At 42.9% G+C, this 16,024-nt stretch carries 14 protein-coding genes; 6 read left to right on the forward strand and 8 right to left on the reverse strand.

Features of this window, described 5'->3' with window-relative positions:
• From ACQEXP_RS18215 to ACQEXP_RS18225, 3 genes are all read right to left on the reverse strand, one after another.
• A partial coding sequence (locus tag ACQEXP_RS18215) for a YagK/YfjJ domain-containing protein (protein WP_426971152.1) occupies positions 1-371 on the reverse strand: 371 nt, incomplete at its 3' end.
• Positions 361-1,113 (reverse strand): inovirus Gp2 family protein, encoded by a 753-nt coding sequence (locus ACQEXP_RS18220; protein WP_426971153.1) that lies wholly within the window; start codon positions 1,111-1,113, stop codon positions 361-363. The genes ACQEXP_RS18220 and ACQEXP_RS18215, both read right to left, overlap by 11 nt.
• A gap of 60 nt (positions 1,114-1,173) precedes the next feature.
• A complete protein-coding gene (locus ACQEXP_RS18225; protein ID WP_426971154.1) occupies positions 1,174-1,818 on the reverse strand; it encodes an inovirus Gp2 family protein in 645 nt (214 codons plus the stop codon).
• A 411-nt stretch (positions 1,819-2,229) separates the two neighbouring features.
• Here ACQEXP_RS18225 and ACQEXP_RS18230 point away from each other — a divergent pair, with 411 nt between their 5' ends.
• Positions 2,230-3,117 carry a hypothetical protein gene (locus ACQEXP_RS18230; RefSeq protein ID WP_002030544.1) on the forward strand — a complete coding sequence of 296 codons (888 nt, stop codon included), beginning with the start codon at positions 2,230-2,232 and terminating at the stop codon, positions 3,115-3,117.
• A 468-nt stretch (positions 3,118-3,585) separates the two neighbouring features.
• Here ACQEXP_RS18230 and ACQEXP_RS18235 read toward each other — a convergent pair whose 3' ends face one another.
• From ACQEXP_RS18235 to ACQEXP_RS18245, 3 genes are all read right to left on the reverse strand, one after another.
• On the reverse strand, positions 3,586-5,319 hold the full coding sequence (locus ACQEXP_RS18235) for a hypothetical protein (protein WP_426971155.1): 1,734 nt from the start codon (positions 5,317-5,319) through the stop codon (positions 3,586-3,588).
• Positions 5,320-5,528: 209 nt separating this feature from the next.
• A complete protein-coding gene (locus tag ACQEXP_RS18240; RefSeq protein ID WP_426971156.1) occupies positions 5,529-7,352 on the reverse strand; it encodes a hypothetical protein in 1,824 nt (607 codons plus the stop codon).
• Between the two features lie 276 nt (positions 7,353-7,628).
• A complete protein-coding gene (locus tag ACQEXP_RS18245) occupies positions 7,629-8,054 on the reverse strand; it encodes a phosphate-starvation-inducible PsiE family protein (protein WP_331427694.1) in 426 nt (141 codons plus the stop codon).
• 349 nt (positions 8,055-8,403) lie between these two features.
• On the opposite strand from ACQEXP_RS18245, the gene gmk reads away from it, so the two are divergent.
• From gmk to recG, 5 genes are all read left to right on the forward strand, one after another.
• Positions 8,404-9,027 carry a guanylate kinase gene (gmk, locus tag ACQEXP_RS18250; protein ID WP_138972929.1) on the forward strand — a complete coding sequence of 208 codons (624 nt, stop codon included), beginning with the start codon at positions 8,404-8,406 and terminating at the stop codon, positions 9,025-9,027.
• 76 nt (positions 9,028-9,103) lie between these two features.
• Entirely contained in the window at positions 9,104-9,376 is a 273-nt protein-coding gene (gene rpoZ, locus ACQEXP_RS18255; RefSeq protein ID WP_004410883.1) for a DNA-directed RNA polymerase subunit omega, read from the forward strand.
• 40 nt (positions 9,377-9,416) lie between these two features.
• Positions 9,417-11,537 carry a bifunctional GTP diphosphokinase/guanosine-3',5'-bis pyrophosphate 3'-pyrophosphohydrolase gene (spoT, locus tag ACQEXP_RS18260; RefSeq protein WP_269376993.1) on the forward strand — a complete coding sequence of 707 codons (2,121 nt, stop codon included), beginning with the start codon at positions 9,417-9,419 and terminating at the stop codon, positions 11,535-11,537.
• Positions 11,538-11,604: 67 nt separating this feature from the next.
• A complete protein-coding gene (gene trmH / locus ACQEXP_RS18265; protein WP_426971157.1) occupies positions 11,605-12,288 on the forward strand; it encodes a tRNA (guanosine(18)-2'-O)-methyltransferase TrmH in 684 nt (227 codons plus the stop codon).
• Positions 12,289-12,411: 123 nt separating this feature from the next.
• Complete coding sequence (gene recG / locus ACQEXP_RS18270) at positions 12,412-14,490, forward strand: ATP-dependent DNA helicase RecG (RefSeq protein WP_426971158.1); 2,079 nt, start codon at positions 12,412-12,414, stop codon at positions 14,488-14,490.
• Positions 14,491-14,581: 91 nt separating this feature from the next.
• On the opposite strand, the gene cysQ is transcribed toward recG, so the two are convergent.
• A complete protein-coding gene (cysQ, locus tag ACQEXP_RS18275) occupies positions 14,582-15,409 on the reverse strand; it encodes a 3'(2'),5'-bisphosphate nucleotidase CysQ (RefSeq protein ID WP_426971159.1) in 828 nt (275 codons plus the stop codon).
• A 60-nt stretch (positions 15,410-15,469) separates the two neighbouring features.
• Entirely contained in the window at positions 15,470-16,018 is a 549-nt protein-coding gene (gene nudE / locus ACQEXP_RS18280) for an ADP compounds hydrolase NudE (RefSeq protein WP_269376989.1), read from the reverse strand.
• Between the last annotated feature and the right edge of the window lie 6 nt (positions 16,019-16,024).

The raw sequence follows: 16,024 nt of genomic DNA on the forward strand, positions 1-16,024 counted from the left end.
CGCTTGTCCCAACAAATAGCGGGACCAAAGTGCTGGCTATAGTCACTAAACAGCATCACGCGATAGTTGTGGGATGGAACCTTGTCTTCCCGCTTACGCCATACATAAAACAGAGACTCCGTATTAAGTTTTTCTTTAAGCAGCTTAAAGTAATCGTTGAGGATACTCAGGTCGGTATCTTGATGGTCTTCTGGCAAAAACAAGTCCAAACGTGTAGCAAGAGCGATGTCAAACTGACTGAGTGCCTGTTCAAAGACATCGACCATCGAGGTCAGTGCTGATTCGTATAACCCCTTGTCGCTGTAATACAGCGGGTAATCTTCAAAAGTTCTATCAAGGGTAATGCTTGGGAGGTAGGTTCTATTCGCCATGAGTAATGCCTTTTTGTGTGTGAATGACATAGGCATTACTCGCGCTGTATTTTTTAGGTGAGTCGTGACTGCAACCAAAGCTCTTGTTGAAGTGATCGTTCCGGTTGGCAATGGGCTTCGCGAGACGACTGATTCGATAGAAGAACTCGTTTAACTGTAACGGGAACACTTCAGCGTCAGACAACAGCTCAAAACCTTCATTCGTAGGAGAGTAGGCTAATCCAGAGCATGGTTGGCTGTAATAAGCTTCAACCACCCTATCCCATGTCTTCCTCACTTTTTTGTAGAGAAAACGCCCCCAACCCTCTCGTCCAGTGCCGAAGTTTTGAAAGAGATCCCTATCAAAGAGCAAGATAAGATGATGATGCTGGCTGGTGGATTCACTGGCCTTCGCCCAGATATAGCGAATGACCATTTGCTGGTATTGATAAGTTCTGTCGGTGTATTTGTCTCTACAGAGCTCATTAGTCTCCGATGCTAAAATACGAAAGAAATGGGCAAACACCGCTAGGTAATCTCCCTCAAAGTCACTCGGTAGATTTAGGTTGATGTGAACAGCAAAGATTCTTGGGTATTGGTTTAGTGCTTCAGTCAGCACTCGGTCTATCTCCTCTAGGTATTCGAGAACGAGACCATCCTTGTGGTAGTAGAGTGGCTTTCCATTAAAGGTTCGGTCATAAGTGATGGTGTGGTGGTTAAGAGCATCTGAACGACTATGAGTAACGTTAAGTTGATGAGTCATGATTGGTTCCTGTGGTTTGTTGTGATTCCCACAGGAACTGTTTCCAACGTAATTTTTAAGCTACTTATGACTATGACCGAAATTATTCATACGCTTTCCAAAATGCTTCGTTCTTCGTTTCGCTAGATAGCTCAGTCGATAAAAGACAGATTGAAACACCTCCTCAAACTCCTCAGAGTTACGTAGCAAGTGATACTGGCCTTGTTTGGAGAAATGGATAGCTGGTTTCTCTTTACCTGAGTACATGGCTTCCACTGAACGCTTCCATGCATTACGAATACGGTTAGCCAAACTTTGCTGATACTCTCCAAAATCCCCCAGAGAGCGAAATATGTTCCGGTCAAAGATAAGTGCAACGTGGTAATGACTGCTCGTTGAGGTATCACATTCTTTAGCCCACACATAACGAATAGTGGTCTCTCGATAGAGTTTGCGATTTAGGCGAGCACTACGTCTTCGATATGCCGCTACCTGAGATTTTAAAGAGCGGAAGAAACGAGTCATCACTGCTGAATCATCCCCTCTAAAGTCTGTTGGTAAGTTAAGGTCCACTCGAACGATAAAAACTCTCGCATATTGCTCTAGAGCTTTCTCAAGGACTGACTCTATCCCTTCTAGGTATTCAATGATCAACCCCTCCTTGTCGATGTATATCTTGTTTCCGTTGAAAGTGGATTCGTGTGTGATGGTTAGATTTTTAGACATGATAGAGACCTATGTTTTGTTAATGACATAGGTACTGATAGTGACGTTATTTTCTAAGTCTCTCTTTGGGTAGGGGAACCCATCCCCTACCAAGATATCGAGTGATGAGGTCGTTGGTTGAGGTGTGGGATTAGATGAGTAGATGGAGAGGTATATATATTATTAATTACCGATCCCCCTCGATTCACTCCCACTCTGTTTTTAGGTGATTACTGAGCCTTCACATCGGCTAAATCCAACCAGCTAACCTTCATTTTTTATCAAAAATCACGGCTCATGCATTTTTACTTCTGGAGTTCACTCACATAAAAAGTGACAATCCAATAAATAATTTATTTAGATAGATCAATCGGACTACACTTTATGAACATAAATAATCAGCTAAAAACAGCTACCAATAAGTAGATCACTATGACCCCAAATCAGATAACAGATACAACCTACCAGCTCCACAATTTCATCAACCCGTTTGATAGGCAAGATAGTTATATTTTGCTTTCAGGAGGGTATTCAAAGACGCTAGTTATTGATAAAAATCGTCACTCTCCCACACGTTATTTGGGAATAAAAAACTGGGAACAACTAAAGTCAATATGGCCGGGGTTCACCCCTTTTGATGACGCTTACCTGATGCCATTCAGTCCGTTAAGCGAATCAAGATTTCGAAATAAACCCATAGCTGATGAATTCGTTGAGTATCAAAACATCTATCGTTATTTCGAAGAAAAGAGCATCAGGCAACAGCCAAAAGCTACTCTCATTTGTTTGTGTATGTTGCTAGCAAAAAATTATGATGAGAAACTAGGCGGAATCCCAATGGGGATAAAAATGCTGGCCACTAGACTTGGAACTAACAGCCGTAAGATAACCGTCAGTATCAAATCACTCGAAGAAATGGGATTAATCGTTTTTCACCAAAGACGGGCAGATATCGACAAGGTGACTCTTCCTTGTTTTATTGAACCTACCAGCACATTTGTACTGAAATTTACGTCTCTATTTAGAAAAGGGAAAACAATACCAAAAGAAGAGCCAGAAGCAGGTACACCTAAGATTCAGACTGCCCCTGAACAAGATTATGACAACTTCATAAAAAGCATTGCCGCTCAAGAAAGCATCTATGATGACACAGAGGAAAACTTAACTGCCAAAAAGCCAGATTATTATCTACATGGTAAGGAAGGCTTCTTCTGGTATCAAAATAAAATATACACTCTTAAAGTGAGACTTTTGAACTTAGTAAGAAAGCCAAAGGTGGAGGAGGTGGTTAAAGCTCACGCCTATCGAGCTCTGCTCTAGATGCTCTGGTGTAGCAACACCTAAAACAAAGGCACAGTTGTTTACGGCAGAATTACATGACACTATGTGTAGTACCTCAGTATACAAATATAACTCACTCTGACAGCTTGGTGCTTCGATTAGTCAAACAGAACACATGCAAATGAACATCATTATCACTAATATTCTGGCGACATAGTAATCGATAGTTGAACTACAGGATACTGTCACAACTTAGAGTGACTGAGTGAAGATTATTTCATCAAAAACAGAACTATTGTCAACGTAAGAAACATAGCAACTTAAACCAACTGGGTAGTATATTGGGTAGTAAAATTCTAAATCAGACAATACAAAACCACTAAGTTTATGATTTTTAAGTAATAAAACTTATTGCTCGACGAACAGATCCAGAATATTGAGTAATATCGACAGATCTCAATCCGTATCTTTAAGGCCCTTGTTTTAGGGCCTTTTTAATTCAACGAATCACTTCACACACAACACACTGTCTTGATCACCAAAATTTGCATATCGCGACAAACTCGATCTGCTGTAACTGGCAGTGTCCTTCATATTGATTTTCCAGCGACGATCAGTTTGCGACATATTGCTGGAAATAAAAAAGTGACCAACCAAACGGCTACTATCATAGTCATTAGAGCTCCATAGCCCTCGGTACTGACCTTCCGTAGCCCCAACAGTTCCAGGAAGAAACTTTCTACAAACTCTATTTACATCACTATAAATTCTACCTTGAAGAGCGATTGGTGGTAACTCGAAAAACTTAAGTGAACTGCCACTTACAGTGATCTCATCAGGTTGATAAAAATTTGCAATTTCTCGAGTTTTCGACACTCGACTCGTCACGTCGTCATAAAACTGAATAACAACGGCTTGGGTAGGATATTGTTCAAACTCCAGTTCATAAAACAGAGTGCCATTTTCAACGACAAATCTATCTCTCCTTGCAATTCTTTGTGGTGAAAGTACTCTTGAAAACACTGTTTGAATATCATCACCGTCTTCCAACTTTAACAACTTATACTTCAAATACTTATTGTTGCTTTCAATCAATACTGGAACGATAGACGATGGTTTGAGTTCGCTAACTCCTTCAATATCTTCAGACGAAAAATACTTATCTAAAAATTGTAAACCATAGAAGTTTGCGATGCCGTAAGTCATTCCTGAATCATGATTAAACCCATATCCATGTGCACCTTCATGGAAAAAAGTTTTTTGAGTCCGACCATCATAAGGTCGCGCTTCAGAGTTTCCCTCGGTAATATAAGGCCTCCAAATCGAAAGCCAGCCACCACTGTTTGTTCTCATTTCAGTCAATGCAGGACCACTCCCTCCACCGACACCCTCATTAGAATATGGTCCGGAAAGCACCTTCAAGTCTAAATTATGGCCTTTTACCCCTAGTCTCATGTAATTGAAATTGGCAACCAATGGGTTGCAATTTCTATTCGAACTTGCACACCAAACATCGCGATAATATTGATACATTTCAGGAAGAAAGTATTTATTATTCATTGTCTTATGAACATTGCTGGAAAGAATTTCATACACTCCTGCTTGCTGAGCATCGGGGCTGCTGTAGCATACAGAAGTACACTGCAACCCTTCTTGAGCAGAAAGACTGCCTGTCATAGTTATCTGCGGCAAATACATACCATTGGTATTAATCAGCCTTATCTCATCGATATTTTGCTGAAATACAACCTTACTGCGACTAAAGGGAGACAATTCCGTATCCATTACAAAAGCAGTTGGATCATGACTACCTGAAACTCGGACCAGAAGCGTAGTGATCTTATCGGGAGTATTGTTGACGATAAAATATTCATTCAGCCCTAAACGTTCAAAAGTAATATCATCAAAGCCGTACGTTTTCTCACCTTGAGCATTACGCCTCTCGAACGATTCGGTATAAACAACATTCACATCTATCTGAACAACGGACTCTGTTGGGCTATAAGTGATCGTATTTTCACTAAGGTAGGTCTGGCCACTATTAGCAATCCAAGGAGACGAAAAGCTGACTAGGGATGTCTCAGGAATACGAGTGTCATCAGGATCGATAACTTCTGGATAGACCAATTCAGGAATTGAATCCTTTTCGTCAGATTCAGCAGCGGAAAACTCACTATCTTCACTACACCCACTCACCAGTAGCAAACCTAGAAAAAACATATGACTATATTTCATTGCCATACAATTAGTACCAATAAATTACAGAATTAATAATAGTGGCGCTATGGTACTCGTGAATTCTAAAAACTACGGCTGAACACTTGAAAGGAACAGACTAATTTATTGTAGGTTAATTCCTTTTTAAATAAATCAGGATAAAAAACAGACAACTAAAATCTGAAGTTCATATCCAAACAAAAAAAAGACCCTCACAGAGGGTCTAATAAGATCTATTTAACACATAAAACGCCATCATCGACATCAAAAATATCCGATGTATTCTTTGGTAAAGTCATCGTGAACGAAGTGGTGTTTTTCATATTGATCCTATAGTGCATATTCAATATAGGAATGTCCGTTAACGCAATCAAATTTGAAGAAGCATAATAGGTGCTATTTAGAATAAGGGGGTTGAAATCACTCGCACTCCAGAGTGATTGATATTGTTCCTTAGTTGCTCCTGAGCTCCCTGAGATATAATTATTACAAATACTATTGATGCTACCGTACATTTCACCTTCAATAGCAGATCTTGGTAATTCAAAGTACGTTAGAGGATTGCCGGCTACGTTTATCCCTTCTTGCTTATAAAAGTTTGCAAACTCCCGTGTAGTAAATAGCCTGTTTGTCACATTATCAAAAAACTGGATTACGATGGCTTGTTGAGGAAAATCACTAAGTTCAAGTTCATAAAATAATTCATTATTTTCAACAATGAATCGATCTCGTCGAGATAGTCTCTCCTGAGTAATAACCCGAGAGTACACCGCTGAGATGTCATCCTCTTCCTCAAGCTTTAGCAATCGATATTTAATATATTTATCACCAGCATCGACGAGCACTGGAACAATAGAGGACGGTTTTAACTCACTCGCACTGGTCATTTCCTGATTGGTAAAGTATTGGTCACTTTCAATAACCTCTGATCCATAACGCACTGAAAAACCGTTTTCAGTCATTCCAAACGCATCAATAAATCCATACCCATGCGCAACTTCACGAAACAAAGCCTCTTGCGTTCGACTAGCAAACGGTCTCGAATTTGTCGCTCCTTCAGTGATATAGTTTCTCCAGATTGCTGCTGTTCCAGAGCTTTCAGCAGTTACATCAACCAGAGAAGGAATGGTTCCCGAGCCTGTTCCATCAACGGAATACGGTCCCGAAAGTACACTCAGGCCAAGTTTGTGACCTCTGGCTCCCAGCCTCATATAGAAAATATTAGCCATATCAGAGTTACAGCCAGAATAATTTGGAACACACCACTCTTCACCGTAGAAATCTAACATTTCGTTCAGAAATCTTTTGTGGTTCATTGCCTTATGCAAATTACTCGTCAAGATCCCGTACACTTCTGCTTGTTGCTCAGTTGGCTTACTAAAGCAAGTATCACCGCACTGGCTTCCTTCTTGTGCAGAGAAATCACCATTCAAAGTAATTTCAGGTAAGAACATACCCATCGTATTTACTAATCGGATATTCTCAAGATTTTCTTGGAATGAAACTCTAGTACGACTAAATGGCGAAAGCATGCTATTTAAAGTGATTAATACCGGCGTATTATAGTTGTTTGTACTTACTAATAATTTTAAAATCTTGTCGGGAGTATTATTAACGATGAAATAATCATTCGGTCCAATCACTTCAAACGTCACATCATCAAATCCAAAGGTCTTATTGCCGCTACTATCACTTTTTTCGAAGTTTATTGTATAGATAATGTTTCCATTAATCTCAGTAACAGAGGTTACTGGGTTATATGTTACATAGTTTTCACTTAGGTATTCCTTAGACGGGTTGTTAATCCAAGGGGTGATAAAATTCACGTAACTTTGTTCTGGAACATCTGGAACATCTGGAACATCTGGAATATCTGGGATGATTGAACCGTCGACAATGGATACGTCAATTTCTTTATCAGGAACTTCAATAGGGACAGATGATGAACCGCTAACTTTACTGTCATCCACGCTCTTTTCAGTGACACCACTATCACCACCACACCCTAACAATATTAGTGAAAGTGAAGAGACTACACTCAAACATATAACATTCATATTAACTACCATTCATTTAAAAGAATAAGAAATGTAGTTTTTAATATTATTTATTTGAGAAATAATTAAAGTCAGCAGTTATCTATGGGATATGTAAGAAACAACCAATTAATGTAATTTCTACTTACTTTAAATTATATTAATCTTTAGTAAACAATTAAATATTAATAAATTAATTTAGAGAAAAACATTTAATAACAGGTTAATTTACCATTGAGCATAAAATATAAAGCCCCTTTATCACAGGGGCTTTATATCGTTAGCCGAAATGAGTGTCTACTCATCCTTCTCTTCAGTCGTGTGATCAACATAAGGCCAATAGTGATGACCAACTCGAATCACTAAAGTGGCAGCAGCTAGAATAAATGCAGCAATAGAAAGCCAAACAACTAGAGTCGCATCAAGTTCCTTCATACCTAATGTGATGTAACGAGCTATTGCCATCATAGCGATGTATATAGGATAGCGTACAGGGATCTTACCGTTCATCACGAACTGTTTCACCATAGCCAGTACTTCTAGATAGATGAACATCAGTAGAATGTCTGTCAGTAAAACACGTTTCTCAGTAAAGACATGAACAAACTCTTCCACCATCGCAAACAAGGTCGCTAACGTTATCGCAATCAAGAGGACAGCTTCTAAAACATGAAAACTCTTGAGAAATGGTTTACTGAAAGATTTAGGTAGATTGGAAGGCATAACCTCTTTCCACAATAAGGCACTAAGTAACAAGCAGTTTATCACGACGGTTAATAAATTGTGCCTGATCGTGTTCATCCTTTAGTCGATTTCTAACAACCCAGATTAACGCCATACTTAAGCCAAAAATCAATATATCCAAAAGCCTAAAACGAGCATGAAGCCTTGGGGTTTATAAGGGCTGTATTAAGGTCTGCTACTTGTTTCTAATGACCAGATTGTGCTACTCTTCGCCTCCATTTTTCTGGCCTAAATTTAACCACTTCGGTGTTTTAATGGGTCAGTGCTATCTTTAATATGTCAGTAATTAGATACTGACGGTCATCAAACCAAATATGGAATCGTCCCTATGGGTAAAGGCACTCTCTATATCGTATCCGCACCAAGCGGTGCGGGAAAATCTAGTCTGATTTCGGCCATGCTAGAAACCAACCCAACCTACGCGATGAAAGTGTCGGTATCACATACCACTCGAGGTATGCGTCCAGGTGAGCAAGATGGTGTCCACTATCACTTTGTGCAAAAAGAGCTCTTTGAAGAACTGATTGAAAAAGGTGAGTTTCTAGAATATGCAGAAGTATTCGGTAACTACTACGGCACCTCTCGCGTTTGGATTGAAGACAACCTAAAAAAAGGCATCGATGTTTTTCTAGATATTGACTGGCAAGGTGCTCGTCAGATCCGTGAACAAATGCCATTGGCAAAAAGCCTATTTATCCTCCCACCATCAAATGGTGAATTAGAGCGTCGCCTTAACGCGCGTGGTCAAGACAGCGATGCTGTGATTGCGAAGCGTATGGCAGAAGCGAAGTCTGAAATTTCACATTATAGTGAGTACGACTACGTGATCGTTAATGACGATTTCGACAACGCACTAATGGATTTTAAGGCCATCATTCGCGCAGAAAGATTGAAGCAAGACAAGCAAGCTGATAAATATAAAGGCATGCTGGATGCTCTTTTAGCGGAGTAAGTCCTAGACACTAGGAACTTACACCCTGTATAATTTCTCGTCATTCAAAATTTAAGTTAACTAATTTGGAGTTCTCATGGCACGCGTAACTGTTCAAGACGCTGTTGAAAAAGTAGGCAACCGTTTCGACCTAGTTCTAATTGCGGCACGCCGCGCTCGTCAAATGCAAACTGGTGGCAAAGATTCACTAGTGCCAGAAGAGAATGATAAGCAAACGGTTATCGCTCTGCGCGAGATCGAAGAAGGTCTTATCACTAAAGAGATCCTTGATGCACGCGAGCGTCAAGAGCAGCAAGAGCAAGAAGCCGCTGAACTAGCAGCTGTTAGCAGCATCGCTCACAGCCGTTAATTAACGCTTCTCTATAACAACTATCTTCCGGGCCTAAAATTTGTATCTATTTGATAGCCTCAAAGACGTTGCCCAAGAATACCTAACAGAGCCTCAAATTGAGGCTCTGCGTCAATCTTATGTGGTAGCGAAAGACGCCCATGAAGGGCAAACCCGCTCTAGCGGTGAACCATATATCATCCACCCTGTTGCTGTTGCTCGTATTCTGGCTGAAATGCGCCTAGACATCGAGACCCTACAAGCCGCTCTACTACATGATGTCATTGAAGACACTGAAGTCACCAAAGAAGAGTTAGAGTCTCAATTTGGTACTACGGTTGCGGAGCTCGTGGATGGCGTTTCTAAGCTTGATAAGCTCAAGTTTCGCGATCGCAAGGAAGCTCAGGCTGAAAACTTCCGCAAGATGGTACTTGCCATGGTGCAAGACATTCGCGTTATTCTAATCAAACTCGCTGACCGCACACACAATATGCGCACTTTGGGCGCACTTCGCCCAGACAAAAAACGCCGCATCGCTCGTGAAACTCTAGAAATCTACTCTCCTCTGGCGCATCGCCTTGGTATCCACAACATCAAAACCGAACTCGAAGAACTAGGCTTTGAAGCGCTCTACCCAAATCGCTATCGCGTATTAAAAGAGGTAGTAAAGTCAGCGCGCGGTAACCGTAAAGAGATGATTCAGCGTATTCATGACGAGATTGAAGGTCGCCTCGAAGAAGTGGGTCTGCATGCACGCGTTTTTGGTCGTGAGAAGAACCTCTTCTCGATCTACAACAAGATGAAGACCAAAGAGCAGCGCTTCCATACCATTATGGATATTTACGCGTTTCGTGTGGTCGTTGAAGATGCAGACACTTGCTACCGAGTGCTAGGTCAAGTGCATAGCCTTTACAAGCCTCGTCCAGGACGTATGAAAGACTACATCGCTGTGCCAAAGGCTAATGGCTATCAATCCATTCACACATCAATGGTTGGCCCTCATGGGGTTCCCGTGGAAGTGCAGATCCGTACTGAAGATATGGATCAAATGGCTGATAAAGGTGTCGCTGCGCACTGGTCTTACAAAGGCAATGGTGAGCGAACTGGCACAACCGCACAGGTCAAAGCACAACGATGGATGCAAAGCCTATTAGAACTCCAGCAAAGTGCCGGTAACTCTTTCGAATTTATCGAAAACGTAAAATCAGACCTTTTCCCTGACGAGATTTACGTCTTTACGCCAAAAGGCCGTATTGTCGAACTTCCTGTCGGCGCAACTGCGGTAGACTTTGCTTACGCTGTACACACTGACGTGGGTAATACCTGTGTTGGTGCACGTGTCGATCGTAATCCATACCCGCTTAGTAAATCTCTGAAAAACGGTCAGACGATTGAAATCATTAGCGCTCCAGGTGCTCGTCCGAATGCTGCATGGCTAAACTATGTAGTAACTTCTCGCGCAAGAACTAAGATTCGTCAGGTTCTCAAAACCATGCGCCGTGAAGAGTCGATTACGCTTGGTCGTCGTCTACTAAACCACGCTCTTGGTGAACGCTCTCTATCGGATGTAAGCGAAGAGAACATCGCTCATGTGCTCGGTGACCTAAAAATCGCAACGATTGAAGATTTGCTTGCTGATATTGGTCTGGGTGAACTGATGAGTATCGTTATTGCCCGTCGACTACTAGGTGATGCCGATGAACTGACTGAAGTTGACAATGGCAATAATGGTAACAAGAAAAAGCTGCCAATCCGTGGAGCTGAAGGCATCTTGCTCACCTTTGCCAACTGTTGTCACCCGATCCCAGATGATCACATTATTGCTCACGTATCACCTGGTCGCGGCCTCGTGGTTCACCGTGAAATGTGTCCTAACGTACGTGGATATCAAAAAGAGCCTGACAAGTACATGGCTGTTGAGTGGTCGAAAGATTACGATAAAGAGTTCATTACGGAAGTGACGGTAGACGTACAAAATCGTCAAGGCGCATTGGCAGAGCTGACTAACGTTATCTCTAAGACCGGCTCGAACATTCATGGTCTATCGACCGAAGAACGAGATGGTCGCTTGTATACCGTCACGGTATTGCTCACGACCAAAGATCGCGTCCATCTTGCAGGAATCATGCGTAAGATAAAAGCGATGCCGCAGACGCTTAAAGTTCGTCGACGTAAGAACTAAGACTCCGATTTGATTAACCACTGCCCTTGAAATCACCGTTTCAAGGGCTTTTGTTTTGTATAAGATTATGAATTTAGAACGCTACAACCGAATCCAACAAGTACTTAAAGCTCGTCAGTCTGATCTGACTCTGTGCCTTGAAGAAGTCCATAAGCCCAATAACGTCTCAGCGATTATTCGGACCGCAGATGCAACTGGCATTCATAAGATTCATGCTGTCTGGCCAAACAAAATGCGAACACTTAGCCACACTTCAGCAGGTGCTCGTAACTGGGTAGATGTCGAAACTCATGATTCAATCGAACAAGCAATCGGTGAACTTAAATCTCAAGGAATGCAGGTTCTGGTTACCAATCTGTCCGAAACAGCGGTCGACTTCCGTGACATTGATTACACCAAGCCAACTGCCATCATTCTGGGCAGTGAGAAAGTAGGCGCTTCTGAGCAAGCTAAGGAAATGGCCGACCAAGACATCATCATCCCTATGGTTGGTATGGTTCAGTCACTCAACGTATCTGTCGCTAGTGCCGTCATTCTCTATGAAGCACAACGTCAACGCCAAGCAGCGGGTATGTATGACAATGAAATCAGTTCCGTTCCTGAAGAAACCATCAACCGCCTGTTATTTGAGCGCGGCCACCCTGTGCTCGCGAAAGTAGCCAAACGAAAGAAATTGCCTTACCCGCCTCTTGATGACCAAGGGCAAATTGTCGCAGATGAAGAGTGGTGGAAGGAAATGCAGAAGAAGTAGCGAGAGGCGAAGCGTTCTCGCCAAAGGGGATACTATTTTTTCCTGTACAAAAACACAGTCCAATGGTTAACTATTGATGCTGATAGCCCTACTAACTGATTGAATAACTTAGCGAGCTTAGTTATGTCCCAACTCTTATCTGCCATTCCCCTGACTTCACTGACTGGCGTCGGTGCTAAAGTCGCAGAAAAGCTTGCTAAAGTAGGACTCAATTCCGTCCAAGATCTGCTTTTTCATTTACCTTTGCGTTATGAAGATCGCACCCGAATCTATCCCATCGTTAAATTGCATGCAGGCCTATGGGCAGCAGTGCAAGGAACCGTGATGAGTGTTGATACACTGTTTGGGAAACGGAAAATGTTAACGGTCAAAATCAGTGATGGAAACGGCACGATCACCCTGCGCTTCTTTAATTTCACTGCGGCGATGAAGAACAACTTTAGCCAAGGCAAGATGGTTCACGCCTATGGAGAAATTAAACGTGGAGGTTACGGTCTAGAGATTGTTCACCCAGACTACAAATTCTATGCACCCAATCAAACGGCTGAAGTTGAGCAAACACTGACCCCTGTTTACCCGACTACAGATGGTCTCAGACAAATCACACTACGTAACCTAACGGATCAGGCGTTAGAGCTACTCGATAAAAGCGCCGTTCAAGAACTGCTTCCTAGCGGACTCTATGACCATCAAACAACGCTAGCTCAAGCGCTTCACACTATTCATCGACCTCCTCCAAGTATCGATCTGGAGCAGTTTGACCAAGGCAAACACCCTGCACAAATTCGCCTCATTATGGAAGAGTTATTGGCACAGAATCTCTCTATGCTATCCGTGCGTAGCAAAGGACAGCAGGATGCAGCACTTCCTTTACCTGCCAGCAATAAGCTCAAACAGCAATTGCTTGAACAACTGCCTTTTTCACCCACGAACGCCCAGACGCGTGTCGTACAAGAAATAGAGCAGGACTTAGAAAAAGCACACCCAATGATGCGCTTGGTACAGGGAGATGTTGGGTCTGGTAAGACTTTAGTTGCTGCCCTTGCCGCACTACGCGCACTTGAGCATGGTTATCAGGTTGCGCTAATGGCACCAACGGAACTGCTCGCGGAGCAACACGCTCTCAATTTTGCCAACTGGTTGGAACCGATGGGCATAAAAGTCGGTTGGCTAGCAGGAAAACTAAAAGGCAAAGCCAAAGAAACCGAACTGGCTAAGATCGCCAGTGGAGAAGCACAAATGGTCGTGGGTACCCATGCTCTGTTTCAAGAACATGTGGCATTTGATCACTTAGCGCTTGTGATTATTGATGAGCAACACCGTTTTGGTGTTCATCAGAGGCTTGAACTACGTGAAAAAGGCGCCAAACAAGGCGCCTATCCACACCAGTTGATTATGACGGCTACACCTATTCCACGCACTTTAGCCATGACCGCTTATGCGGATCTAGAGACATCAGTCATCGATGAACTGCCTCCAGGTAGAACGCCGATTCAGACCGTTGCGATACCTGATACTAAACGCGATGACATCGTTAATCGTGTACGAAACGCCTGCCTCAATGAAGGTAAACAAGCATACTGGGTCTGTACCCTGATTGATGAATCTGAGGTCCTTGAAGCACAAGCGGCCGCGGACACCGCCGAAGAGCTACAACGAAAACTACCTGACGTAAAAATTGGCTTGGTACATGGACGAATGAAGCCTGCAGAAAAACAAGCTGTGATGCAGGACTTTAAAGACAATAAGCTCCATCTGTTAGTGGCAACCACTGTCATTGAAGTTGGTGTAGATGTGCCAAACTCAAGCTTAATGATTATCGAAAACCCAGAACGTCTAGGTTTGGCCCAACTTCACCAGCTAAGAGGCCGTGTTGGACGTGGTAGCGTCGCAAGCCACTGTGTTCTGCTCTATCACTCACCACTATCGAAAACTGCTCAAAAACGCTTAGGCGTGCTTAGAGAAAGCAACGATGGTTTTGTGATTGCACAAAAAGATCTGGAAATACGTGGCCCAGGCGAGTTACTCGGAACCAAACAGACAGGAATGGCAGATTTCAAAATTGCCGATTTGGTACGAGATCAACGCTTAATCCCCGAAGTTCAGCGTATCGCACGGCATATTCATGACAACTATCCCGACAATGCCGCCGCAATCATAGATCGCTGGTTAGGAGAGAGGGATGTGTACTCGAAAGCATAGCGAGATGCGAGAAGTGCACGCAGAGCAAAGCCCGTTCTTGGCACGAAGCGTTCTAGCATCTCGCGGAACGAAGTCCGCTCTCAAAACGCTCTCAATCCTTAACCTGCAAAATCTCATCCCACGGTAGGCTCTCATCACCTAGCACGATAAAATTCGGGTTCTCTAATGTATCTCGTTCGTTGTATGACAAGGGTTCAAGGAGCGTACTTAAAATTCTTCCCCCCGCTTCCTCAACAATACACTGAGTTGCCGCTGTATCCCATTCACCCGTCGGACCTAGACGCAAATAACAATCCACAGCCCCTTCAGCAACTAAACATGCTTTAAGCGCTGCTGAGCCAAGAGGAATCAAATCATAGTTCCAACTACTGCTCATTCGATTGGTAATACGGTTAATATCCTGACGGCGACTAATCGCGATCGCAATTGGACTCGCCTTCCCGTCATGTTGATGTGCCTTAATACGCACACTTTCGCTAAGATCTGGGATCTTCCATGCACCTTTGCCGTGATAAGCGTAATAAGTGACACCTGAGACAGGGCCATAAACCACGCCCATAACGGGCTTATGGTTCTCCACCAGCGCAATAATGGTCGCAAAGTCTCCACTACGGGCAATAAACTCTTGTGTACCATCGAGTGGATCCACTAACCAATAACAGTTCCACTGTGAACGCTTCTCCAGACTAATGTCCGCCGCCTCTTCTGATAAAACTGGGATATCAGGAGTAAGCTCAGACAGTTTCTCTACAATCAGCTTATGTGCGGCGATATCTGCACTGGTCACAGGCGTCTCGTCACTCTTGGTGTACTCTTCGTACTCTTTTTTCTCATAAATATCGAGAATCAATTGCCCTGCTGAACGAGCAATCTCTATCACTGCAGGTAAATGATGCGAATAGTCTTCTGTTATTGGCATAAAAAATCCTTAGCGCTCTACGTATCTGCCTCCCTATCATCTAGATTGAGGAGGCGTTGATTATGGTTTTAGTCTTTGTAGAGCCAGCAACAACGCAGTAATACTCCGCGCTTCACTAAAATCGAGGTGCGTTAGCAACTCTTCAGCTTGTGCTAAAGGCCAACGAACCACTTCTAACGGTTCAGGTTCATCACCTTCCAATTGCTCTGAGTATAGATCCTCTGCAATGAATAGGGTCATTTTGCTGGAGAAATAGGATGGGGCAAGCACCACCTCTTTTAAAGGAGTAAGTTTGTGAGCACCAAAACCTATTTCTTCTTTCAATTCACGCACCGCCGCTTCTTGCGGTGATTCGCCAGCATCAATCAGTCCTTTCGGAAAGCCAAGCTCATAACGTTCCGTTCCTGCGGCATACTCACGAACAAGTAAAATATCCCCTTGCGCCGTCACAGGTACCATCATCACAGCATTGCGACCACTAGGTTTCATTCGTTCATAAGTGCGCGTTTCACCATTACTAAAGCGGAGATCTAACGCTTCAATTGCAAACAATCGTGATTGCGCGACCGTATTCTTGGCCAGAATTTCTGGTGGAGTCCTTTTAGCCACAAGCTT

The organism is Vibrio sp. TRT 1302, assembly GCF_050113875.1.
In the GTDB taxonomy this organism is placed as follows: Bacteria; Pseudomonadota; Gammaproteobacteria; order Enterobacterales; family Vibrionaceae; genus Vibrio.